This is a genomic window from Nocardioides sp. YJ-D4, assembly GCF_054031495.1.
In genome coordinates this window covers 5,178,945-5,202,466 of the sequence record NZ_CM132932.1, presented here as the reverse complement: position 1 = coordinate 5,202,466, position 23,522 = coordinate 5,178,945, and the positions used below count along the sequence as shown (strand labels likewise).

Annotated in this window: 22 protein-coding genes; all 22 read right to left on the bottom strand. The window is 67.8% G+C overall.

Annotated elements, in window-relative coordinates; genetic code table 11:
* Positions 1–4: 4 nt before the first annotated feature.
* On the bottom strand, positions 5–772 hold the full coding sequence (locus ACW14X_RS24860; RefSeq protein ID WP_378901356.1) for an enoyl-CoA hydratase/isomerase family protein: 768 nt from the start codon (positions 770–772) through the stop codon (positions 5–7).
* Entirely contained in the window at positions 772–984 is a 213-nt protein-coding gene (locus tag ACW14X_RS24855) for a hypothetical protein (RefSeq protein ID WP_008357891.1), read from the bottom strand. Before ACW14X_RS24855 ends, ACW14X_RS24860 begins: the two co-directional genes overlap by 1 nt.
* Positions 981–2,018, bottom strand: a complete 1,038-nt coding sequence (locus ACW14X_RS24850) for a peptidylprolyl isomerase (RefSeq protein WP_457163683.1) — start codon at positions 2,016–2,018, stop codon at positions 981–983. Before ACW14X_RS24850 ends, ACW14X_RS24855 begins: the two co-directional genes overlap by 4 nt.
* Positions 2,015–4,303 (bottom strand): RND transporter, encoded by a 2,289-nt coding sequence (locus tag ACW14X_RS24845; protein ID WP_457163682.1) that lies wholly within the window; start codon positions 4,301–4,303, stop codon positions 2,015–2,017. Before ACW14X_RS24845 ends, ACW14X_RS24850 begins: the two co-directional genes overlap by 4 nt.
* Before the next feature lie 2 nt (positions 4,304–4,305).
* Positions 4,306–5,601 (bottom strand): MlaD family protein, encoded by a 1,296-nt coding sequence (locus tag ACW14X_RS24840; protein WP_457163681.1) that lies wholly within the window; start codon positions 5,599–5,601, stop codon positions 4,306–4,308.
* Complete coding sequence (locus ACW14X_RS24835) at positions 5,601–6,854, bottom strand: MlaD family protein (protein ID WP_457163680.1); 1,254 nt, start codon at positions 6,852–6,854, stop codon at positions 5,601–5,603. The genes ACW14X_RS24840 and ACW14X_RS24835 overlap by 1 nt, the downstream gene beginning before the upstream one ends.
* Positions 6,851–8,299 carry an MlaD family protein gene (locus ACW14X_RS24830; protein ID WP_179658610.1) on the bottom strand — a complete coding sequence of 483 codons (1,449 nt, stop codon included), beginning with the start codon at positions 8,297–8,299 and terminating at the stop codon, positions 6,851–6,853. Before ACW14X_RS24830 ends, ACW14X_RS24835 begins: the two co-directional genes overlap by 4 nt.
* A complete protein-coding gene (locus ACW14X_RS24825) occupies positions 8,299–9,600 on the bottom strand; it encodes an MlaD family protein (RefSeq protein ID WP_457163679.1) in 1,302 nt (433 codons plus the stop codon). The genes ACW14X_RS24830 and ACW14X_RS24825 overlap by 1 nt, the downstream gene beginning before the upstream one ends.
* Positions 9,597–10,967, bottom strand: coding sequence for an MlaD family protein (locus ACW14X_RS24820; protein WP_457163678.1), 1,371 nt, complete (start codon positions 10,965–10,967; stop codon positions 9,597–9,599). The genes ACW14X_RS24825 and ACW14X_RS24820 overlap by 4 nt, the downstream gene beginning before the upstream one ends.
* A complete protein-coding gene (locus ACW14X_RS24815; protein ID WP_457163677.1) occupies positions 10,964–12,178 on the bottom strand; it encodes an MlaD family protein in 1,215 nt (404 codons plus the stop codon). The genes ACW14X_RS24820 and ACW14X_RS24815 overlap by 4 nt, the downstream gene beginning before the upstream one ends.
* A 15-nt stretch (positions 12,179–12,193) precedes the next feature.
* Positions 12,194–13,039, bottom strand: a complete 846-nt coding sequence (locus ACW14X_RS24810; protein ID WP_008357906.1) for an ABC transporter ATP-binding protein — start codon at positions 13,037–13,039, stop codon at positions 12,194–12,196.
* 39 nt (positions 13,040–13,078) lie between these two features.
* Complete coding sequence (locus ACW14X_RS24805; protein ID WP_008357908.1) at positions 13,079–13,942, bottom strand: ABC transporter permease; 864 nt, start codon at positions 13,940–13,942, stop codon at positions 13,079–13,081.
* 9 nt (positions 13,943–13,951) lie between these two features.
* Positions 13,952–14,815 (bottom strand): MlaE family ABC transporter permease, encoded by an 864-nt coding sequence (locus tag ACW14X_RS24800; protein WP_457163676.1) that lies wholly within the window; start codon positions 14,813–14,815, stop codon positions 13,952–13,954.
* A complete protein-coding gene (locus tag ACW14X_RS24795; RefSeq protein ID WP_008357912.1) occupies positions 14,815–15,333 on the bottom strand; it encodes a flavin reductase family protein in 519 nt (172 codons plus the stop codon). The genes ACW14X_RS24800 and ACW14X_RS24795 overlap by 1 nt, the downstream gene beginning before the upstream one ends.
* Complete coding sequence (ribB, locus tag ACW14X_RS24790; protein ID WP_008357914.1) at positions 15,330–16,052, bottom strand: 3,4-dihydroxy-2-butanone-4-phosphate synthase; 723 nt, start codon at positions 16,050–16,052, stop codon at positions 15,330–15,332. The genes ACW14X_RS24795 and ribB overlap by 4 nt, the downstream gene beginning before the upstream one ends.
* Positions 16,053–16,079: 27 nt before the next feature.
* Positions 16,080–17,585 carry an aldehyde dehydrogenase family protein gene (locus ACW14X_RS24785; RefSeq protein WP_008357917.1) on the bottom strand — a complete coding sequence of 502 codons (1,506 nt, stop codon included), beginning with the start codon at positions 17,583–17,585 and terminating at the stop codon, positions 16,080–16,082.
* A gap of 27 nt (positions 17,586–17,612) precedes the next feature.
* Positions 17,613–19,169: an AMP-binding protein gene (locus ACW14X_RS24780; protein ID WP_457163675.1), complete on the bottom strand. Its 1,557-nt coding sequence runs from the start codon at positions 19,167–19,169 to the stop codon at positions 17,613–17,615.
* A 242-nt stretch (positions 19,170–19,411) separates the two neighbouring features.
* On the bottom strand, positions 19,412–19,897 hold the full coding sequence (locus ACW14X_RS24775; RefSeq protein WP_008357920.1) for a nuclear transport factor 2 family protein: 486 nt from the start codon (positions 19,895–19,897) through the stop codon (positions 19,412–19,414).
* Positions 19,898–19,909: 12 nt separating this feature from the next.
* Positions 19,910–20,371, bottom strand: coding sequence for a nuclear transport factor 2 family protein (locus ACW14X_RS24770; protein ID WP_008357921.1), 462 nt, complete (start codon positions 20,369–20,371; stop codon positions 19,910–19,912).
* Positions 20,372–20,609: 238 nt separating this feature from the next.
* Positions 20,610–21,845, bottom strand: a complete 1,236-nt coding sequence (locus ACW14X_RS24765; protein WP_008357923.1) for an acyl-CoA dehydrogenase family protein — start codon at positions 21,843–21,845, stop codon at positions 20,610–20,612.
* Positions 21,846–21,893: 48 nt separating this feature from the next.
* Positions 21,894–22,307 carry an SCP2 sterol-binding domain-containing protein gene (locus ACW14X_RS24760; RefSeq protein ID WP_008357925.1) on the bottom strand — a complete coding sequence of 138 codons (414 nt, stop codon included), beginning with the start codon at positions 22,305–22,307 and terminating at the stop codon, positions 21,894–21,896.
* A gap of 168 nt (positions 22,308–22,475) precedes the next feature.
* On the bottom strand, positions 22,476–23,303 hold the full coding sequence (locus ACW14X_RS24755; RefSeq protein WP_457163674.1) for a hypothetical protein: 828 nt from the start codon (positions 23,301–23,303) through the stop codon (positions 22,476–22,478).
* Positions 23,304–23,522: the final 219 nt, after the last annotated feature.

The following is a 23,522-nucleotide window of genomic DNA, read 5'->3' as shown; positions in this document are numbered from 1 at the left end:
ACCCTCAGCGCTCCCGAAAGGCCTCGAACGCCGACCGTGCCTTGTCGGAGCCGAGCACCAACGTCTGACTCAAGGCCTCGAGCTCCAGCGCGGACGGGAACGACCCGCTGGCGCTCTGGTGAAGGAGCTTCTTCGTCAGGGAAACCGCCAACCGCGACTCGGCGGAGACCCGGTGCGCCAGCCCTTGGGCGTGACTTCGCGCCTGGTCGGGTGTGTCGACGACGACGTTGACGAACCCCAGGTCGTACGCCGCGACCGCGTCGATCTCGTCCGCCAGCAGCATCAGCTCCTTGGCGCGCTGCATCCCGACGATGCGAGGAAGTATGAACGCCCCACCGAAGTCCGGCACCAGCCCTCGCCGCAGGAACACCTGGCAGAACCGGGCGCTCCTGGAACAGACGACGAGGTCACACGCGATAGCGAGGTTGAATGCACCACCGTAGGCAACTCCAGACACCGCAGCGATGATCGGCAGCGGGCTCTCCCACACGGCCCTGGCCGCGCGCTGGTACGCCCGCATGAACCGCAGGATCGCGTCGTCGTCCGACGGCCCGTGGGCGCTCAGCACCCCTTCCGCGTCGCCTCCCGCGGAGAAGTGCTCCCCCGCCCCGGTCAGGACGACGGCATGGATGTTCTCGTCGCGCTCCGCCATCTGGATCTGGTCGTGCAGTGCGTTAGCCGTCGACTCTGCCAGTGAGTTGAGGGACATCGGCCCGTTCATCACGAGGGTCCGCACGCAGCCGTCGTCCACCACGTCGACGGTCGTCGCCATCAGCGTGCCGCCAGAGGGACGACAGCGAGGACCGCGAACACCCCAGCCATCACCAGCATCGACCTCGCACCCCGGCGGATCCGGCGCTCATCGCGCGCACGGCGCTCCTCTGAGAGTCCTGGGGGGACCAGGCGGGCCGGGTTGTTGGATCCCCACAGCCCGAGCGCGAGGGAGATCAGGGCGATGGCTCCACTCACGAGCGTCGTGCTCATGGCTGCTCCGTGGCCACTGCCGGTGGCTCGTTCGGGTCCTCGGGGCGGTAGGAGTCGGCGTACTCGACGTCGGCCTTCTTGATGCGGCCCTCGAGCCAGTCGCGCCAGGTCTCGAGGGCGCGCTCGGACCGCACGACATCGAGGGCTTGGTCCTCGACCTGGTCGAACGTCGGCTCCTTGCCGGGCACGATGCGGACGACCTGGCCGACATTCCACCCGAACTGCGTACGTACCGGACCGAAGACCGCTCCGCTCCGGGCTCCGAAGGCCGCCTTCGCGTAGTCTCCGGCCAGCGAGCTCGCGGGGACCACGCCCAGTGCTCCACCCTGGTCCCTGGTGGCGTCGTCCAGGCTGTTGGCACGGGCCAAGGCCGCGAAGTCCTCGCCCTTCCGAGCCCGCTGCACCACCGCCTGCGCGTCCTTGTCGGTCCGGACCACGATGTTGCGCAACTCCCTGCCTTCGGGGGTCATGAACCGGTCCGGGTGTGCCTCGTAGTAGTCGCGGGCGTCGGCGGCCGTCACGTCCGCGGCCGCATCCTTGGTGATCTTCTCGAACAGCAGCGCGACGGCCTGCTGGCGCTTCACCTCGTCGAGCACCGCCGCCTCGGTCACCCCGAAGTCCGCGAGCAGCTCGGTGAACGCCTCACGCGGATCCGCGCCCAGCTGCGACGCCACCATCTGGTCGAGGGTGTCGCGGGCACGCTTGTCAGAGACCGCGACGCCCTTGTCACGCGCCGCGTCGTCGAGCACCATGCTGACCGCGACTGCCTTGGCGGTGTCGCGCCGGAAGGCAGCTCGGCCGTCCTTCTTACCGGGTTCCTTGATGCCGTAGAGCGCCCCGAGCACCTCCACACGCTCATCGAGGTCATCCTTGGTGACGACGGTGCCGTCGTACTCGAAGGCCGCGTCGTCCGGGAGGTCGCGGAGCTCGCGCACGCCGAGAACGGCTCCCGCGACCAGCACGGCCAGGACGAGTACGACTCCGACGGTCTTGGTGCCGAGTGGCCGCTGGGTGAGGAATACGGGCAGTTTCATACGAGCACCTCTTCAGGGGATTTCGTGGGTTCGTTGGCGGGCGGGCTCTGCTCCGGCCCCGGGGCTGAGGGGAGCATTCGGACGACGTGGGCCGCGACGAAGGACAGGGCAACGGTCGCTGCGAGGAACAGACCGAAGTCACGGATGACCGCAAGTCCCGAGAACGCCAGCGCGAGGTATCCGCAGGCGGCCGCGACCGCTGCCACCATGACGGACCGCCCGAGCAGGACAGTGCGCGACGCCTTCGCGGCGCCGAGGAGAATGGTGAACTCGCACGCCGTGGCCGTGGCCAAGGACCCGAGCGCCACGGTGAGCGGAGTCAGTGGGACGCCCAGCAGCCATGCACCAGCAAAGCCCCAGCCCGTGGCGAGACCGGCGGCTACCACCGCGCGGAGAGCGTCGGAACGCCGCCGCAGCCCCACCAGGAGGACGAGCCCGGCAGCGGCGATCCCCGCCAGCGCGTCGAGGTAACGGTTCCCGGACACCAGCTCGTAGCTGCGGGACGTCACCACGGGCAGTCCCGCGAGGTCTGCCTCGACTCCCGAAGGAGGGTCGGGGATGGCCGAGCGGAGGTCGGCGAGCAGCGTACGTTGGGCCTCGACGTCCTCCAGCTCGATCCCGAAGCTGAGCACCGCCTGCTGGCCGTCGCTGCGCATCACCGAACCACGCAGGTACGGCGGCAGCTGCTCGAGCCCCGCCCGGATCTGCGCGGGGGTCGGATCGTCACCCAGGAAGCTCAGCAGGCTCGGGAGGCTCACGATCGGGTGCAGCCTGTCACTGAACCGGCGTACGACCACCTCCTGCACCTCCCGCATCCATGCCAGCGACTCCGGGGACGTCACGTCACTGCCCCGGACCAGCACCTGCACCTCGCCGGCCGACCCCACGAGCTCCTCGGCATGGCGTACGTCCTCGAGCGCGGGAAGGCCCGCAGCCAACTGGTCGGGCTGCGACTCCACGTCGAGACCGGGCAGCGCGATCCAGCCTCCGAGGGCACACGCGATGGCTGCACCGACGATCCCGACCCTGGTCGCAAAGCCGTTGCGACCGGAGGGTTTCCTGACGGGTTCGCCAGCATCGCCCCCCGGCGACGGGGCGTCGTCCGGAGACAGAGGTTTGGCCCTGCGGGCCAGGATCAGGCCGACACCTGTGGCTGCCACGACCCCCGAGGCCAGCGCGAGGCCGAGGTCGCGGACGAAGGGCACAGAGGAGACGGCCAGGGCGCCGAACCCCGCGGAGGCCGCCAGAGCAGTGACCACCACCTGACGGCGGTTGGCCCCTCGGACCAAGTATGCGGGGAAGTCGCTGCCTGTGCCCAGCACGATCGGCAGGAACGCCACGACACCGAGGGACAGTGGGTGGTCGAGCCAGCCGAAGGCAGCCAGGACGCCGGCAACCGCCGCTGTGGTAGCTACCAGGGGCAGAAGTCGCGCACGTCGAGGCGACAGCCACGGCAGGAGCAGGTAGCAGGCGAGGATCAGGACCAGGCCGATGCCTCCGAGCAGCGGTATCTCCCGCGTCAGCACGTCGCCGAGTCCTGCCGCGACAACCGGCATGCCGGTCACGGTCACCCGACTCGTCTCGAGCCCGGCCTTGTCGACCGACTCTTCGACCTCTTCGACGAGGCGCTCGGTCGCGGCCTGGTCCAGGCTTTCGCGGGGGCGGACGATGATCGCGACGGCGTCCGCGCTGGGCACGACGAACCGCCACTGCTGCCGTGAACGACCGTCCTCGTCGAACACGACTGCCTGGACGAACCGTGGGTTGCGAAGGGTCGGCAGCCCCGCCGGAAGGGCCTTGACCAGAAGGCTGCCGTAGCGAACGTCGTACGCCTTGATGGCCTGCTCCCCGGCCTGCTTGACCTTCGCGGGCGACAGCCCAGCCTTCTCGGCGCGCTGCTCGGCACCCGCGCGCAGCGCGTTCCGCCTGCCGGAGATCGCGGCCATCATGTTCTGCGCTTGGCCCGCCACCTGGTTGAGCACCGTGCCGGGGCCGTAGACGACGGCCACGTCGGGAAGTTGCGCCAATCGGCCCTCGAGGCCGACGAGGCGCTCGATCTGGTCGCCCTGCAGCAACGACCGCGGTTCGTCGGTCTCGGCCAGGATGACGACGGGGTCGCCACCGAACGAGCGGGCAGCCTCCAGGGAAGCCTCCAGACCCGGGTCTTCCACAGGCAGCAGCGACTGCGTGGTCGTGTCGGTGCGGACCTGGGCGAGGCCCGCCACCACCACCGCTACCACGACGGCCATCAGGATGCCCCCGCCCAGGAGCCGCACCTTCCCCATGGTTACCGAACCTGCCTCTCGACGCGCGGGTAATCACCCTTGAAGGGCCCGGGCCTCGCGCCGGAGCCCGGCGCCGGGTAGGCGTTGGTGTAGTTGCCCAGCAGGTTGTTGGTCGAGAGCGGCAGCTGCGGCGAGTGGGTGTTCACCAGCGGGGTCAGCCGCAGGTAGTAGGAACCGTTCTCGTCGCGATAGTTGAGCACCGCGTTGAAGTTGGCGAAGTACGCGGCCAGCTCCGGTCCGTAGGGCTTGATGTAGGAGAGCATCGGGTTGACGTCCGCCAGCGTCGCCTGTGCGGTCGGGATGGTCGCCCGGACGTCGTTGGAGAACGTGGGCACCCGGTCGAGCGTCGCGGGCGCCTGGTCGAGGACGCCCGAAAGGGGTTCCAGCATCCCGCGCAGGTCCTTGGTGGTGGCGGGGAGCTCGCCCAGTGCTGTGGTGAGGCCTGGTCCTGCGGCACGCAGGTCCTTCGCGACCGGACCGAGCGCGACCGACAGGCTCACGAGCGAGTCGCTCGCGGTCTGCGTGGCAGCTAGCGTCTCCGGCGCCTCGCGGAGGGTGGCCTCGATCGCCCCGCGCTGACCCGCAGTCGCACCCGTGACCTGGTTGGCGTTGTCGACGAGGTCGGCGACCTGGCCCTCGCCGGTGTCGAGTGCCTGCAACACCTGCGATGTCTGCCGCGCGAGCTTGTCGAGGTCCTCGGACTGGGCAGCGATCGCGTCCAGAGCGGTGTGGCCCTCACGGCCGAGATCGCCCAGTCCGGTCATCAGCGTGTCGAGGTCACCCTCCGCGCCGGACGTTCCAGCGCCCAGCGAGCGGAGCAGCTCCCTCATGTCGCCGCGCGATTCCTCGTCCAGGCTGGCGAGGACGTCACGCAGCTGCACGCTGGGCCTCACCATGCCGGCGGGGAGCTCGGCGCCGGACGGGATCTCGGTGCCCTTGCCGGGGGTCAGGGCGAGGTAGGACTCGCCCACGAGCGAGCGTTCGGCGACCCGGAGCTCGGCTCCCTCGTGCAAGGGGGCGTACTCGTCGTCGAGCGCGAAGACGACCTCGGCCCCCTTGTCGCTCACCTCCACCGAACGCACCTGGCCGACCTTCACACCGGCGACCTGCACCTGTGAGGCCTGGACGAGGTTGTCGACGTCAGGGATCACGACCGTGGCGGTGTACTCCTCACTGTCGAGGACCGGACGCTTGGCACCTGTACCGCTGTACAGGATGAACATGATGATCGCGCAGACTCCGAAGAACACCGCGAGCGTCACCATGCGGCCCGTGCGCTGAAGCAGGAGCGTCTTCATCATCCTTCTCCTCTTCCCTGGTCAGGTGAATTGGGCAGTACGCCGGCACCCGGCAGCGGCACGATCAGGTGGCCACGGATGAGACCGCCGTTGGCATCGCCTGCGCCGAAGACCGAGGAGGTGTTGTAGACGAATGCCTTCAGCGCGGTCAGGTAGTTCATGACCGTGCGCGTATCGTCGGGCAGCGGCGAGGTGATCTTCTCGATGTCGTGCAGCGACGTGGTCACATCTGCCACCAGCGGCCGCAGATCGGCCACGACCGGACGTGCCTTGTCGAGCACCGGCTTGGCGGCGTCGAGCGTCTTGCCGAGGTTCCCCACCGTCGATCGGAAGCGCTTCAGCGAGCCCGGAAGCGTGTCGGAAGCGCTGCGCAGGTTGTCGAGCGTCGGGTCGAGCTCCTCCGTCAGAGCCTGGGTGCTGTTCAACGCCGCGCGGAGGTCGCCTGTGAGGCCCGGCAACTCCTTGAGGCTCGCCCGCAGGGCTTGATCGCTGTCAGCGAGCACCGCGAGCGTCGCCTGCGTCGCGTCGGCGAGGCGTCCGATCCGCTCATCGTTGCGGCCGACCGCCGCGGAGATGTCCGAGAGCGCGCTGACCAACGCCGCGATCTTCTCCCGGCGGGTCCGCAGCGCCTCGGCGACCGGCTGCACGGCCTGAAGGGTGTCGTTGGTGGCGCCGAGGCCCTGCGGCAGGTTCTGGGGCGCCCGGGCCAGCGCCACATCGGATTCCACCAGCAGATCGGTCAGCGCCAGCTGCGACCGCTCGTCGAGGTGCTCGAGGATCTCGTCGGCCTGCACCGGACGCGCGGTCTGGCTGACCGGGATGGCCTCGCCGTCCTGGAGCCTGCCGGCCGAGGGCGAACCCGGGTTGATCTCGACCTGCATCTCGTTGAGCGGGTTGTTGGGCCGCAGCACAGCACGGGCGTCACGGTAGACGTCGTACTCGCCCTCCAGCTTCATCGTGACCACGGCAGATCCGTCGTCGCTGGCCTTCGCTGTGGTCACCTTGCCGACCCGCACGCCCGCCATGGTGACGGAGGTCTGAGCGCTCGGGTTCAGCCCAGGGACCTCGGCGAACTCGGCCTTGACGAGCGTGCTGTCGCTCCACGGCGTGGTGCCGCCCAGATACGACTTGATGATCGCGGCTGCCACCACGCCCAGCACCATCAGGACAGCCAGGGCCGTCACGTCTCGGCCGAGGCCGGGAACGGTCTTGATCCGCTCCCAGTACGCGGCCAGCCTGCCTTGCTCGTTCATCGCTCACTCCTGGGAACCAGTGGAAGGGTCAGTTCGGACGGGCCTTCGGGCGCTGACCCCAAGGCACCGTCGCTGTGTGACGGCGAGGAACCGAGCGGAGGCGCCGGCTCTCCCTGGTTGGCGCCCTCCTGCGGGCCGGCGGGGAGCTGGTACCCCAGCAGCTCGAGATACTGCTCGATCGAGTGGCCGATGATGCCGCCAGGAGTGCTCAGTCCGACGCCGGCCATCAGGCGACCGTGAGCACCGTTCTTGTCGTGGTACTTGAACACGTCGGCGGTGTCGGAGAGGAGGTAGCCGACCTCCTTGTAGAGCGGGTGGTCGTTGCCACCCCCCTCGTAGACGCCGGTCCCGTGCCATGGAGACAGGACTGCCTTCTTCAGCGGCCCGTCGAGACGCTCGACCACCGGTCCCTCGATGTCTTCGAGGACGGAGGTGGCGCGACTGACTCCGGGCCGCAGGTCCTCGACGAGGGGGCGAGCGTCGTGGGCCACGACGCGCGCGTCCGCGATCACCGGCCGAGCCGTGACCAGCACACCGTCCAGCTCGCGGAGGGTCGGCTCGAGCTCGCGCGCGGCGGGCCTGAAGTCCTCTGCCGTGGTCCGCAACCGGTCGAGCGTCCCGTCGAGATCGGCAAGGCCGGTCTCGGTCACGCGTAGCGTCTCAGGCGCCTGGTCCAGGGTGCCGGAGATCGCCTTGCGGTGGTCTGCAAGCGCAGTTGTCGTCACCGAGAGGTCGTCGATGATCGTGACGAGCTGACCTCGCTCGCGGGTCAACTCCGTCGCGGTGGCGTTGAGCCCAGTGACCAGACGCGTCAGATCCGTTGAGGGCTGGTTGCCTCGCAGCGCTCCGAGAACCTGGGAGGTGGGCTCCAAGGCGGCAGGAGCGCTGTCGAGCAGCTCCCCGACCTCGCGTTGGCCGCCGCGGTCGAGGGTCTTCTCCAGGCTGCCGACCGTGCCTCGCACCGACTCAGTGGCCTCCGGAGTCACGGCCGAGAGGACCTTGTCGAGCTCGACGGGGACGGTGGTCCGCTTAGCCGGGATGGTGGCGCCTTCCGCGGCAGCTCCGTCCTTGCCACCCTGGACCAGCTCGACGTAGTACTTGCCGCCGAGCACCAGCGTGGGCCGGATGTTGGCCTTCGGCTGCGTGCCCAGCTTGTCGAGGGTGCCGTCGTCGAGCTTCATGACGACCTTCGCGGCATTGCCGTCGGCCTGCTCGACGCCGGTCACCTTGCCGACCTCGACGCCGGCGAGCTTGACCACACTCTCATGCGGAACCAGCTTGTAGTCCTGCCGGAACTCCGCGCTGAGCGGCTCCCCCGAGGCGAGCGTCGTCTGCACCTTCGCCCGGTTGAAGGCGAACAGCGAGAAGGCCAGGAGCACCGCCATGACGATCACGCCGACGGTCTTCGGCGATGACAGGACCAACTTCGGACGAGACGTTGTCATCAGTTCACTCCCAAGGGCAGGCCGGGAGGCGTGAGGCCTTCGGCACGGTCGTTCTGCGCCTCGCCCGGGCGCGGGTACATGTTCTGCGGCAGGCTGGCGTCGCCGGACGCGATCAGTCCGCCGGTGACGGTGTTGACCCCTGGCGTCAGTCCGAGCCGTGCGTAGCGGACACCGGGCTGCGGTCCTTGTGAGACGAAGCTCCGGCCACGGAGGAACAGCGTGGCCATCTCGGGGGCGTACGGGGCAAGCACACCCAGCGGCACCTTGAGGTCGGCCAAGGCCTGGCGCACCATCGGGGCCAGCGGGCGCGCGTCCGCGACCGTCTGGGTGAGGTCCTCGACCGCCGGGATCGCCGCTTTCGCGACCGGAGGGACCTTCTTCGCAACGGGCACCGACTCGCGCAGGAAGCCGCGGAGGTCGCCCTCCGAGCGGCCTAGTGCGTCGGCTCCGGGACGCAGGGACCTCATCGCGTGCCCCGTGTCCGCCAGCGGGGCCTGGAGGCTGCTCATCGCACGCTCGGTGTGCTCGAGCGTCTGCGGCAGCTGGTCCACCGTGCGGCGGAGCGGCTCTCCCGAGTCGACGCTCACGGCGGCGAGTGTCTCCTGGCTGCGGTCCATCAGCTGGCGCATCTCCGACTCCCGGCCACGAAGCCGACCGGAGACGGTTTCCACGTTGTCCAGGAGCCCGACCAGATCTGTCTCGGGGGCAGCGAGGGCGGCAGATACGGCGCCGAGGTCGCCCAGGAGATCGGGGGCAGCCGCGAGGAGATGCTGGATGTTTTTGGCATGCCCGGCGACTCCGCCGCCGAGCGCGCGCAGGGTCGAGGTCGCCGCGCTCCGCGTCTTCGGATCGAGCACATCGAGCAGCTGATAGACGTCTGCGGAGTCATCCGTCTGGCTGGCCGGGATCGGCTCGTCACCGATCTCTCCCGCCTCGGGCGTGCCCGGATCGAGCGCGACGAACTTGGTGGCCAGCGCGGACAGGTCCCACAGCTCGACGTGGGCGTCGCGGTATACGTCGACGTCGCCGTCGAGTTCCATGGTCACCAGGGCGGCGCCGTCCTGGTAGTCGATCGAGCTCACCCGGCCGATCCGCTTGCTGAACTGACGCACAGCGTCATTGGCACGAAGCGAGTGCACGTTGGAGACCAGTGCCTGGACCTCGGTGGTCTTGGCGAATGGCATCCCGGTCTGAGCCTTGAACGTCACGAACAGGATGCCGGCCAGCACGACCAGGACAATCAGTCCGGCCTTGAAGGCGAGGGCACGCGTCCGGAACTCCGGAGTCACCTTGATGCTCACTGCAGACCTCCCAGGAACTGCTCCACGAGGCTGCTCTCCTGTTTCGAGGAGAGGCCGGTGGCACTGTCGTCATCGGTTGCGGCACCGCCGAGCAGCCCGCCGATCGCATCGTCCTCGGCCGCGCCCTCGCGCTGTTTCTGCTCGATCTCCGGCGCCGTCGGCACCGGCAGGCCGTGCGCGGTGTCATCGGGGACGACCGGCGCGATCCCCGCAGCCGTGTCACCGATCGAGTTGGGCGAGAGCGGCACCATCGCCTTGAAGTAGTGACTGATCGCGTCGTAGTCGCTCGTTGCCAGCGACCAGCCCTCGGCAAACTCCATGAGGTCGGTCAGGCTCTTACCGCTCAGCGCGGTGCCCATGAGCTGGGCTCCCGATCGTGAGGTCGGGACGAGGTCCTTGCCGGCGGGGCGCAGTGCGGACACGACGGGTGCCGCCTCGGCAAGCAGCTGGTCGGCGCGCTCCAGCACGGGCGGAAGCGATCCGAGCGCCGGGTCTGCTGCGTCGGCGAACTTCTGCAGCTCGCCGCTGACGTCATCGAGGTCGTCGGTGATCGGCCGCAGGGACTTCAGGGTGCGACGTGTCGGCTCGGCTGTGCCGGCGAGCTCGGCGAGGGCCGCTCGGGCGCTGCGCAAGGTCTGCGGCAACCGGGCCAGCGCAGCCTGGAGGGCGGCCCGTTCCGAGGCGACGATCTCGAGGGACTGGGTGGCCGAGTCGACGAGCTGGTCCAGCTGACGGCCTTCGTCGGCAGCCACGGAGGACGCGACCGGCTGGGTGTTGTCCACCAGTCGGGTCAGCAGCTCATTCTGGTCCTCGAGGATCTCCGCCAGGTCGCTCGTCTGCTTCATCGCGGGGGCGAGGGCCGCAAGCGCCTCGTCTGCCTGCTTCCCACGACCCTGCAGACCTTCGCCCGTTTCGGTGAGCAGCGCCGAGAGGGCCACCGATGTAGGCGTGTCCACGGCGTTGAGCACATCCTGGAGATCGACCACCCGGTCCGTGTTCTTCGTGGGGATCGTCATCGCCGACATCAACGGTGCGTCCGGGCTGCCTCGGTGGAGCCGGATGAACCGCTCTCCAAGCAGGTCCTGGGTGGTGATGGTCGCCTTGGCGTCCTCGTGGAGCGGCAGGACGCTGCGGTCGATGCGCATCTTGACCTGAGCCTTCCCGTCGCGGAGCTCGACATCGGTGATCTTTCCGACGTCCACGCCGGAGGCCTTGACGACGTTGCCCGGCACAAGCGGACTGGCATCGTCGAACACGGCGACCAGCTCGGCCTGGTCATCATTTCCGCCTCGGCCCATCAGTACGAACCCGAGAACGGCAACCAGGCCCAGCGCCGTGATCACGGCGATCAAGGTCTTCTTCGTCATTTGATCTCACTCCCATTCGCGTCGGTCCAGGGCTGGCCCTCGGGCTGCCCCGGCGGCGGGGCGGGGTTCTGGCGGGCCGTCGGCAAGGGCACGGGGCTCTCGTTGACCAAGTTGGTGCCTGGGCCGAGCAGGCCTGCCCAGGTGTGCCCCGCCCCGTCGTACGGGGCGAATGCCTGGCCCCAGTTGCCGACGCCACCGACGCCTTCTGGGGTGTAAGGACGCAGGAACGCGATCGCAGGTCCGACGTCGTCCACGAAGTTGTTGAGGGTGGGCACGACCTGGTGACTCGTATCGAGCAACCCTGGGGTCTGCGCGAGAAGCTCGTCTGCATCCGAGAGCAACGGGCGCAGCTCGGCCACCGTCGGCCGCAGGTCGACCAGCGTCGGTGCCAGGTTTGCGCTGACGCTCGGAAGCAGCTGCGTGGAGGGACGCAGGTCCTCGAGCAGGTCCACGGTCGGCTCGGTCGCGCCGGGCACCTTGCGGAGGGTGCCCTGCGCAGTCTGGAGGACTCGTGGAAGGCGCCCCAGGGTCTCGTTGAGCTCCTTCTCCTCGCGCGCGGTCGCCTCGGAGATCTCGTTGAGCTGCTGCACCGTGTTCGCGATGCCGTCCTTGCGTGAGGCGGCCGCGCCGGTGAGCTCGCTGAGCTGTGTGACGAGGGCCCGGATGGCGGGGCCGTCCTGGCCGACTGCCTGGAGCACCTCCCCGAGCGCGCCGACGGCTGCCGAGGCGCCCCGGATCGTGTCGCGCGTCTCGTCCTCTCGACCGCCCGCGGTGTCGTTGAGCTGACCGATGAGCGTCGTGAGGCGCTTCCTGGTCGGTTCGTCGAGCGCCTGCAGCACCTGGTCGACCTCGACCTGTCGCGAGGTGCCCTCGACGAGAGCTCCTTCCGGGAGCGCGGCATTCTTCGTCGGTCCGGGATAGATCGTCAGGACTCGCTCGCCCACCGCCGAGACCCACTCGACCCGAGTGGTGCTCCCGTCATGGAGCGGCGCGAAGTCCTCGTCGACGGACACCGTGACGATCGCCTTCCCGTTCTTGACGTCCAGCGCGGTGATCTTCCCGGCGTCATGCCCGTTGATCCACACCGAGCTCCGCTCGGACAGCTGAGCCGCCGAGGGCATCACCAGGTCGACCTCGTAGTCGTCCCCACCCATCGTGGCCAGGCCGCCCATCAAGACTGCCCCGACACCTGCCAGGGCCAGCCATCGCATTCGTCGCATCGTCGTTCAGTCCATTCCGAGGGGGCCGACGGAGTCTCCGGACAGGAACTGCCGCACGAAGGGCATGTCCGAGTTGAAGGCCTCCTCCGTCTCGCCGTAGTGAATGAGCTTTCCTTGCCAGACCACGCCCACGTAGTCACTGACCTTGCGGGCGGTCCGGATGTCGTGGGTCACGAGCACGTAGGTTCCACCGTGCTCGGCGTGCATCTTGAGGATCAGGTCGTTGAGCAGGCTGGTGCGCACCGGGTCGAGGCCGGAGTCGGGCTCGTCGAACATCACGACACTCGGGTTGAGGACCAGGGCGCGTGCGAAGCCGGCACGCTTCTTCATTCCGCCAGACACCTCGCCGGGGAACTTCGTGACTGCCCGGGCGAGTCCCACCTCGTCCAGGTGACCCATCACGATCTTGCGGATCTCCGACTCGCGCTTGGTGGTGTGCTTGCGCAGTGGGAACGCGACGTTGTCGTAGATGTTCATGGAGCCGAAGAGCGCGCCGTCCTGGAACAGGATTCCCATCCGCTTGCGGATCTCCTGCCGCTCCTTCGCGTTGATGCTCCACATGTCCTGCCCGAGCACCTCCACCACCCCGGAGTCGGGCTCGAGCAGTCCGACGATGTGCTTGAGCAGCACGCTCTTGCCCGTGCCCGAGGGACCCAGAACCGTGGTGATCGCGTCGTCGACGAAGTTCAGGTTGAGCCCGGTGAGGACGTCGAAGGAGCCGAACGACTTCTTGACCTCCTTGATCCGGACGCTGTGGTCCAGGCTGGGGTCGTGGTCGACGATGACGCCCTGGGAGTAGATCTCCTCGTACGAGCGATCTTCGTCGTTGAGACTGGCGAGATGGGAGGACATGCGGGTTTCCTTTCGGTGGGGTCCGAACCGGACGTGCCGTCAGAAGCTGATCGGCGCTCGCGTCAAGGCGCCGAAGAAGAGCTGTTGGAACACCGCGCCGAGCGCGCTGACGATGACGAGGTTGATCACCATCGACTTGGCCGTCGCCTTGCCTACGCCGACCGGTCCGCCGCTGGCATTGAAGCCGTAGTAGCAGCCGACGAGGACGATGAGGAGGCCCATGATGGTTGCCTGGATGAGTGAGAGGATGAGGTCCTGTTGTGCGGTGAACGACCAGAACACCGAGAGGTAGCCACCGGCCGAGACGCTGTGGAACAGGTAGACGTTCATGTAGTAGCCGAGGATGTACATCAGCCCGGTGCCGGCCACGAACATGAAGGGCGTGACGATCACCATCGCCAGCACGCGCGTGTTGACGAGATACGCGCGGGAGTCGATGCCCATCACGTCGAGAGCATCGATCTCCTCGCTGATGCGCATGGAACCGAGCTCCGCAACCAAGCCGCAGGCGACCTTCGCCGACAGGATCCAGCCCCACATCTCCGGCGCAACGGTGTAGTCAGCCGTGGAGCTGAACACGGCCGTGTAGCCGCCAGCGCCGAGCTGGGCGAGCAGGTAGTGCGCCTCCAGGGCGATCTCCGCGGCGAGCATGCACATCATGAACCAGATGATGAACGTGCTCTTGAGGATGATGATCCCGGCCTGACGCAGCACCTCCGTGCCGTAGTGCCGGACGTCCGGCATCGACTTGACGATCTGGATGCCGAACAGCGCGATGCCACCGAGATCGGCGATCAGCGAGCTTCCGTCGCTGTAGCCACCCATGCCACCCGAGCTGTTGACGCTGGGCTCTGGGCCCCCGTCCTCATCGGTGGTGGGGTTCGTGACGTGCGTCGTGGTCATGTTCTTCCCCTACCTGCTGATCAGCATCTCGGGGTTGAGCCCGAGCATGGTGGCGTTGACGATGAAGTTGGCGACCCAGACGGCGGCGAACGAGAGGACGACCGCCTCGTTGACCGCTCGGCCGACGCCCTCGGCCCCACCCTTGGCGTTGAGCCCCTTCTGCGCGGAGACCACGCCGATGAAGAGGCCGATCAGCGTGCACTTGACCGTGGTGCCGACGAGCTCGGGCACCGTCATGGAGCCCAGCAGGTTGCCCAGGAAGGCGCCGGGAGACGTGGTGCCGAGCCAGGTCGCGGAGATCATCGCCATGCTCATGCCGAGGAGGCTGCCGACGATGTTGAAGGCGACCATCATCACGGTGATCGCGATGACGCGCGGCAGCACCAGGGTGCGGATGGCGTCGATGCCGAGGACGGTGAAGGCGTCGAGCTCTTCGCGGATCTTCCGGGCGCCGAGGTCGGCCGTCATCGCAGTGCCCATGACGCCCGCGACGGCCATGCCGGTCGCGAAGGGCGAGATCTCACGGAGGCTGGCGAAGACGAAGTAGGTCCCGAGCCGGTTGCCGGCGCCGAGGAGGCCGACCAGGTCGTAGGCGTAGTTGGCGATCAGGAACGAGAATCCGCCCACGGCCAGCGTGACCGGGAGCCAGCAGAACTGCAGCATGTAGAACATCTCGTCGCGGGTCGCGGTCCAGTAGCCCCGGGGCTCCTTGACCGCGGTCTTCACGAGATAGCCGAGCAGCCTGCCCGCCTCGCCCATGTCGACGAGGATGCGTTGCACGCCCGCCGGGGCTCGGTGCATCATCCGGCCGGAAGGCGTCAGCGGCCGCTGTGGTTGCTCAGCCGCCGGTGGCGGCTGGGTGTCGAGGGCCATCAGAAGGCCCCCTGCATCGGAAAGTGGTCCAGGTGCCGGAACTCACGCTGGAAGTAGAGGAGGGCCGGCCGGTCGTCCACATCGATGTCGAGCACCTTGGCGACGAGGATGGTGTGGTCGCCTCCGTCGTACCGCTGGTGTGCCTCGCACTCGATGAGCACGGCCGCATCGACCAGGACTGGAACACCGCGGTGGTCGGGCACGAACTCGCCGCCGGCGAACTTGTCCACCCCCTTGGTCGCGAACCGGGTTACGAGGTCGACGTGGGCAGCACCCGCGACCTGGATCGACCACTGGTCGTTGTCGATGAAGGCGTCGTGGCACTGCGCGGTCTTGGCGAGGCAGACCAGCACCAAGGGCGGGTCGAGCGAGACGGAGCAGAACGAGCTCGCCGCGAATCCGCGCGGCTCGCCGTCCGGGCCGGCCGTCGTCATCATGGTGACGCCGCTGGGAAAGGCCGACATGGCCGCACGGAACTTCTGATCGACGTTCGTCGGTGGGGTCACGGTGCTGGTCATGATGCTCTCCGTTCCGGCGCGCAGTTGGCGCCGAGGTCAAGGTCGAGTCGGGATCCTGAGCGGTTGGTCACGGCGTGGAACTCGCCGTGCTGGGTCGACATGCGAACCCGCACGACGTCGGCGACCGAGAGAAGCACCAGGCCGTGGTCGCCCGCGAAGCGCACCAGGTCCGGCATCCGCGCCATGGTGCCGTCGTCGTTGGTGATCTCGGCGAGGACTCCGGCCGGCTGCAGGTCTGCGAGCCGGCACAGGTCGACCGCGGCCTCCGTGTGCCCTGCCCGCTGGAGGACTCCCCCGGGACGCGCCCGAAGCGGGAACACATGTCCCGGCCTGGTGAACAGATCGCCCCCGAACCGGGAGTCGGCAAGGGCGCGCGCGGTGGCCGCCCGGTCCAGGGCGGAGATGCCCGTCGAGGCCGGGTTCGCAAGGTCCACGGAGACCGTGAACGCGGTCCCGCGTGGGTCGCTCGCGGCCTCGACCATGGCCGGCAGGCCGAGCTGATCGAGCCGGCTGCCGGCCATACCGACGCACACCAGGCCACTGGTGTGACGGATCACGAAGGCCATCGACTCCGCCGTCATGTGCTCGGCGGCGAAGATCAGGTCGCCCTCGTTCTCGCGGTCCTCGTCATCGAAGACGACGACCCCCCGACCGAGAAGCAGCTCACGGCAAGCCGCCTCGACGAGGTCTTTGCTGCTCGCTGACACGTGCTGGCGCATGACTGCTCCTCGGTCAGGGTTGCGCGGTCAGGCGGGGGTGCCGAGGACGAGGCCGTACGCCTTGTTCTCGACGCCGCCCGAGCGGTCGACGGAGATGTACTTCTGCTCCGTGTACTGGTCCAGGGCGTTGGGGCCACCCTCGCGACCGAGGCCGCTCTGCTTGTAGCCGCCGAAGGGGTACGCCGGGTGGAGGACGTGCCAGTCGTTGACGTAGACCATGCCGGCCTCCAGCTGGCGGGCAACGTCGAGGACGCGCGCCTCGTCGGTGCCCCAGACACCCGCGGACAGGCCGTACTCGGTGTCGTTGGCGATCGCCACGGCCTCCTCGACGGTCTCGTAGCTGAGAACACTGAGGACCGGTCCGAAGACCTCCTCGCAGGCGACCGTCATCTCGGGAGTGACGTCGGTGAGGATGGTCGGCTCGACGAAGTAGCCGTTGGCGAACTCGTCGCCGGCCGGGGCGGACCCGCCGATGGCGACCTTGGCGCCCTGCGTCTGGGCCTTGGCGATGTGGGCCAGCACCCGGTCGCGCTGCTCGGCGGTGATCAGCGGACCGATGTCGGTGGCGAGCTCGAGCGGGTCGCCGATCTTCATCGTGGCCACCCGGGCGACCAGCCGCTCGACGATCTCGTCCTTGCGCTCGCTCGGGACGAGCAGTCGGGTGCCGGCCTCGCAGGCCTCGCCGTTGTTCGCCATGCAGGCGTAGATGGCGCCGTCGATGGCGACATCGAGGTCGGCGTCGTCGAGCAGGATGTTCGGGCCCTTGCCACCGAGCTCGAGGGTGACCCGCTTCATGTTGTCGACGGAGGCGCCGAGGATGCTCTTGCCGACCTCGGTGGAGCCGGTGAAGCCGACCTTGCGGACGTCGGGGTGCTGGCTGAGGCGGGCGCCGGCGTCGTGGCCGTCACCGACCACCACCGTGAGGACACCCTTCGGCAGGCCTGCGGCCTCGAACTCCTTCATGAGCTCGAGCGCGAGCAACGGCGCGTGCTCGTCCGGTTTGAGGACCACGGTGTTGCCGGCGGCCAGCGCTGGGGTGACCTTCCAGACGATCGTCAGCAGCGGGATGTTCCAGGGCACGATCGCGCCCACGACACCGAGCGGCTCGCGGCGGAGGATGCCCTCAGCCGGGACCGGGCCGATCTCCGGTCCGGCCTTCTCGAACTCGTACTCGAGGGTCTGGGCGGCGACGGACTGCATGTTGGCGATCGAGAGGCCGACGTGCAGCGCGCCGGTGACGCGGATGGTCGCGCCGTTCTCTCTGCTCTGCAGGGCGGCCAGCTCCTCGATGCGACCGGCCAAGCTTGCGGCGACCGTGTTGATGATCGCGGCACGCTCGGCCGGCGGCGTGTTACGCCAGACACCGCTCTTGTGGGCGGCCTTCGCCGCGGCGACCGCCGCGTCGATCTCGGCAGCGCCACCCTTGGCCACGGTGGCCACGAGCTCGCCCGTCGCGGGACTGCGCACCTCGAGAGTCTCGTCGGTCTCGACGATGTCGCCGTTGATCTGGAGGGGGTAGTGCGGAACGCTCATCGGATACTCCTGTTGGTGGTGGTTGTCTCAGCCGACCTGGCGGTCGCGGCCCTGCCAGAAGGGAGCCCGCAGGGTCTTCTTGTCGACCTTGCCGGCGGGGTTGACGGGCAGCTCGTCGAGGAAGTCGACGGTCTTGGGCGCCGAGACCGCCCCCAGGGCCGCCTTCACCCGAGCCTTCAGCCGCGCCACCAGCTCGTCGCCGGCGGTGCTGCGGTCCTTGACGACGACGAAGGCGTGCACCGCCTCGCCCCACTTCTCGTGCGGGATGCCGACGACGGCGACCTGTGCGACGTCGGCGTCCTCGAGGAGCACGTCCTCGACCTGGCGCGGGAAGACGTTGAACCCGCCGCTGACGACCATGTCCTTCTTGCGGTCGACCAGGTAGAGGAAGCCGTCGTCGTCGAGCCGGCCGATGTCGCCTGTGTGCACCCAGCCGCCACGGAGCGCCTCGGCGTTGCGCGACGCGTCGACGTACCCGAGCATCTGGCCGAGCTGCTTGGAGCAGATCTCGCCGATCTCGCCGACCGGGAGGACGTTGTCCTCCTCGTCCTGGATGGTGACCTGGGTGAACGGCAGCGGACGGCCGCCGGATGCCAGTCGCCTGACGTCCTCGTCGGTGTCGACCCGGTGGTCGGTCTTGCGCAGGCAGGACACGTATCCGGGCTCGGTGCCGGCGTATGTCTGGATGAAGATCGGGCCGAAGACCTCGAGCGCGTCCTTGAGGCGGTCGGGGGCGATGGGCGAACCCGCGTAGATCATCGTCTGCAGCGACGAGAGGTCGTAGGAGTCACGCTTCGGGTGGTCCACCAGCATGTAGATGATCGTCGGAACGACCGCGGTCGCCGTGACCTTCTCGCGCTCGACGGCGGAGAGGAGCGTGTCGACCTCGAGCCCCGGCAGCATCACGTTGGTGCCTCCCCGCAGGAACGTCGGGTGGACGAAGATCTGGGTGAAGTGGGTCAGCGGGGCGCCGTGCGCGAAGACCTCCCCCTGCTGGATGTCACCGATCTCGAGGCCGGCGGTGATGCTGTAGTGACACCAGGTGAAGTGGGACTGGACGACGCCCTTGGGCTCGCCGGTGCTGCCGGAGGTGAAGAGCACGTACGCCTCGTCGTGCTCGTCCAGCGCGACGTCGGGCCGCTCGGTCGGCTGACCGGACACCAAGGCCTCGAACGCGTGGTCAGCGGAGGAGTCGACGTCGCCGCCGACGCGGATGAAGCGACCAAGCTTCGGCAGGTCGGCCCGCATCTCCTCGACCACGGCGTCGAACGAGGAGTGGTAGATCAGCGTGGTGGCCTCGGTCTGGTCGAGGTTGGCGCGGTGGACGGCGGCTGCCGCCCGACCGGGCATCTGCACGAGGACCGCGCCGGCCTTCCAGATGCCGTGCTGGCTCGGGATGAACTCCAACGTGTTGGGGAGCAGCAGCCCGACGCGCTCACCCTTCCGCACGCCGAGGGAGACCAATGCGTTGGCGATCTGGTTGGACCAGTCGCGCAGCTCGCCGTAGGTGATCCGCCGGTCTCCGTCGACGACGGCCTCGGAGTTCGTGTAGTACCCGCACGCCCTGTCCAGGACGTCTGGCATCGTGCCCCACATGGCCCCTGCTCTCTGCTGCATCGTCGCTACTGGTGTTGGTCGCGCGGTGGTGACCAGGTGCTCTTTGCCGGCCACCACCGCGGTCCTCCGAACCTAGGTCTGGCGGTGTGACGTGGGCGACACCTCAGGGGAGGAACAGGCCCCTCCCATGGGGTGACCCACCTCACAGGGAGCGAAATGACTCGTGGCCGGAGACCTCTCGGTCTCCGGCCACCGGCCTGGATCGTGACTCAGCCCAGGGACGCCGGGTCGAAGTCCGCCTTCCAGTAGTGCGGCCGGATGATCGGCACACCCAGCTCCGCGAGGATCGGCGGCTCGTTGAGGAACGACGAGTCGAGGATGATCTTGCCCGCGTCATCGAACTGCAGGAACGTCGAGCCGTCGGTCCGAAGTGTCTTGCCAGCGGTCGGCACGCCGATGTAGTTGTCCGCTCCGCGGAGCTCCCAGTCCCAGTGGATCAGCACGTGGCCGTTGCCGGGGATGGCCTCGGTCACGGTGATGGTCTGGACGCCCTGCCCGTTCGTCTCGTCCTTGTTGGTGAAGCGCTCGAGGCCGGCGTGGAACTCCTCGTCCTTGGTGATCGTGTCCTCGAGGTGGTCGTCCACGTTGCGGAACTCGATCGAGAAGAGCTGGTCGGCGGCGTAGAGCTCGCGGTGAGCGTCCAGGTCGTTCTGCCGGGTGTAGGCCCAGCGCTTGGCGAATTCGAGGTCGGTCATGTCAGGTCTCCTTCAGGCTGAAACGGCGGTCTTGGCGATGAACTGCGGCTTCTCGATACCCGGGTATCCGATCTGGCGGAGGATCGACCCAAAGTCCCACCAGGACGACTCGCGCACGATTCGCCCCTCATCGTTGTAGATGTGGAAGGTGTGGCCCTGCGTCCAGAAGGGCTTGCCGGCCACGTCCAGTCCCATGAAGTTGGCGCAGTCCTCGGGCTGCCACTCCCACCGGATGAGACCACTCTTGTGGTCCCCCTCGTAGCCGCGGATGCGGAAGTTGTGGACGCCCAGGCCGTTGCTGCGGTCCTTGTTGGCGTACAGCGTGAACAGGCGGTGCAGGTCGCCCTTGTCGTTGATCTGGTACTGGTCGAGGATCGGGTCCTCGAAGACGAAGTCGTCCGCGTACAGCTTGCAGATGGTCTCTGCGTCGTCGCGGAAAGCCTTCAGCCACTTGATTGCGAACTGATAGTTCATGAGCTCTCCTCCATCGGGGATCTGTCGAGAGGTACGACGCTGAGGTGTCGTTCCTCACATCACGAACATAGGAGCGGCCACGCCTCCGGCACCTCACACCACGGGATGATCAGCGCACCCCGTCGGAGTGCCAGCCACCACCTGGAGGCTTCCTTCGATGACGACGGTGACGGCTGAGGGCGCCGCAACGCACCGATGACCCGACCACGAGAATGGTCGGGTCATCCGGGACGAGAGCTCAGTCTTCGAGCTCCTCCGGGGCGAGCAGGACCTCGCCGATGTAGGTGCGGGACTGATCGGCGTTCAGCGGCTGGAACATGGAGGCAGCCGAGTCGCGGTAGAGGCGCTCGAAGATGGCACCCTTCTTGAACGACGACCCGCCCACCATGCTCATGGCGTGCTTGCTCATGTGCATGACGTTCTCGGCGATGAACGTCTTGGCCAGACCGATGTAGGGGAAGCGCAGCTCGATCGGCCAGTTGTCGTCGTACCCCTCCGAGACCTCGGTGCAGGTGCGGTAGAGCACACGACGGGAGAGCTCGTAGCGTGAGGCCATGTCGCCGATGCCGTCGATGATGTGTCCCACCCCGGAGACCTTGACGTCCGATGCGACGACCGCGCCGAACACCGCGCCCAGGGTCTTCTTGGAGAGGACCGCACGCGACTCCTCGAGGATGCGTGCCTGCATGCCCAGGTAGATGCTGGCGAACATCAGCGACGCCCACTCGAGCACCCCGAAGGCGCCCGAGCGCCACTCGCAGATGAAGCCGTCCTGGGGCACGTAGTAGCCGTCGAAGATGATGGTCTGGGTGCCGGTGGCATGCATGCCCAGCGCGTTCCAGGTCTTCTCGATACGGACGCCATCTCCTTGACCGTTCTCGTCGACCTTGAAGTCGCCGATGAAGAACGACTCGGCATTGACGCGCTCCTCGAAGTCCTCGGGCAGGTTGCCGTCGGCGTCGGTGATCGTCGCATTGGTCGTGACGATGTCGGAGGCTTCGCAGAGCGTGCCCCACACCTTCTTGCCGTAGAGCTTCCAGCCACCCTCGGGCTGCGGGACCGCCTTCATGTCCGCGAGACCGCTGAAGCCGGCGCGTTGCTCGGAGAACGGGCCGAACATGATGTCCCCGTCAGCCACCCTGCCGAGCCAGTGCTTCTTCTGGGTCTCGCTCATCAGTCCCATCGTGATGCCGACCATGATGTAGTGCATGTTGTAGGCGAGGGTGATGGCCGAGTCGCCCTTCGAGAGCTCACTGACCACCCTCGACGTGTCGAGAAGGTCACCGCCGAGGCCGCCGTACTCCTTCGGCACGGGCAACGCTCCGAGGCCACTCTTCTTGAAGGCCGCGATCGAGGGGAACGCGAACGTGTTCTCCTCGTCGTACTTCGGGCCGATCTCGCGGAAGAACTGCGAGAGCTCCTCGGCCTTGACGAACACGCCCTCGAACTCGTCCTCGGTCATCTTGTCGCTCATGTTGGCTCCTGCTTCTGTGATTGCCGGTAGGGGTGGAGAGACCGGCCGTCAGTCGACGAGCAGGTCGGTGCGGCCGGCCTCGGTGAGGATGGCCTTGTACGTCTCGAAGATCGGGTCGGTCAGCGGAAGCAGCGCGAGCGCCGTGGTCCTTTTGCCCTCGAGCCTGACCTTGCGCTGCGCCATGGCGAGGGTGAAGTTGAGCCTGCCCTGCCAGAACTTGTTGGCGTTGTCCGAGCTCATCCGGAGCTGGACCGTGGAGGCTGCCGCCTTCGCCGCATCCCCGGTCAGGACCTTCTGCCCCGGGAAGTCGACCAGGACATAGGCCTCGGGGTCGGTCTGCTGGATCAGGACGACGAGATTGCCGTCCTTGGTGGCTTCGACGAACTTCGGCTCGACGACGCAAGCCTCCATGGCCTTGCCGATGAAGGCGTAGACCTCGTCAGCATCCTTGAACGTACTCAACTGTGTACCTCCTGATCGGGCCCACTGGGCGGACGGGGGCCGGATACCGGCCTCGTTCAAAAGGTAGGTTCCGCCGCCCTCCGGGGCGTCCTCCCGTAGTGGGGGGTTGACCGTCCGACGGGGTGTTCTTGCTCGCCGTGACCTGCAGAATCGTGCGTCAGGCCCGGGTCAGGCCCGCACCGACGATGCCGACTCCGGAGCGACCTCCGGCTCGCCGGAGCCGATCGGGTCGGGCAGGAATCTCGTCAGACCGTTCACGACCGCCGCGCACATCGCGATGGTCAGGAACGTGGCGGCCCAGACGAGGCCGCGCGAAAACTCGGCCCCATCGAGGTGCAGCGCGATGATGATCGGCGCACCGATCCCGAAGTTGGCCGCGAAGAAGGTCATCGGGAAGGCGATGAACAGGCTGGTGAGCCCCCACGCGGACTCGGCCCGGCGCCAGATGTGCACCGCGACGATCGTGAAGAGCACGACCTGGGTGCCCTCGAGGACGCCGATCACCAGGGGGTAGTTCCAGATCCGAAGCTCGTACGGGCCGTAGTAGGTGTAGACGTCGGTGCCGGTGCCGATGACCTCGAAGACGCACGAGGCGGCGATCTCGGCGGCCCAGATGACGAACAGCCCCTTGCCACCCAGCCTGCCTTGGTAGATCCGACGGCCGGCATAGAGGCAGGCGCTGGCGTAGAGGATGACGTAGCCGCTGTGCGACCAGTTCGGCTGCACCACACCGAACGCCGTGAAGTGCGACCACATCGCGCCGGGCTCCCCGTTGTGGGCGTCGTAGAACCAGAGGTCGAAGGCCACGTCGTAGAGGGGCTCGGCGTAGGCGGCAACGCCCGCAGCGAGGCACGCGATCAGGTAGAACGGCGTGCGCTGTCGCACCCACATCGTCACGGCGATGGCGAGCATCACCGCCACGATCGCCCAGCTCGCCCAGGTGAAGATCTGTTGCCACACCAGGCTCAGCTCGTGGTTGATGACATCATCTGGCATTCGACCCATCGTTTCGCTCCTGTCACAGGCTGTCGACGCGACCGGACGGGCCGCGTCACGCGTCATGACGCTAGATGTGTTGCCTGGGCGTGACCTTCCCTCCACAGGGGTGAACTCGCCATCCCTCGGAGTGGAGTCATGGCGGACTTCATTGACCTTGTCAGACAGGTCCGCTCTATTGGTCGGACGTCCTGGGAGATGTCCAAGAGGCAAGTGAGT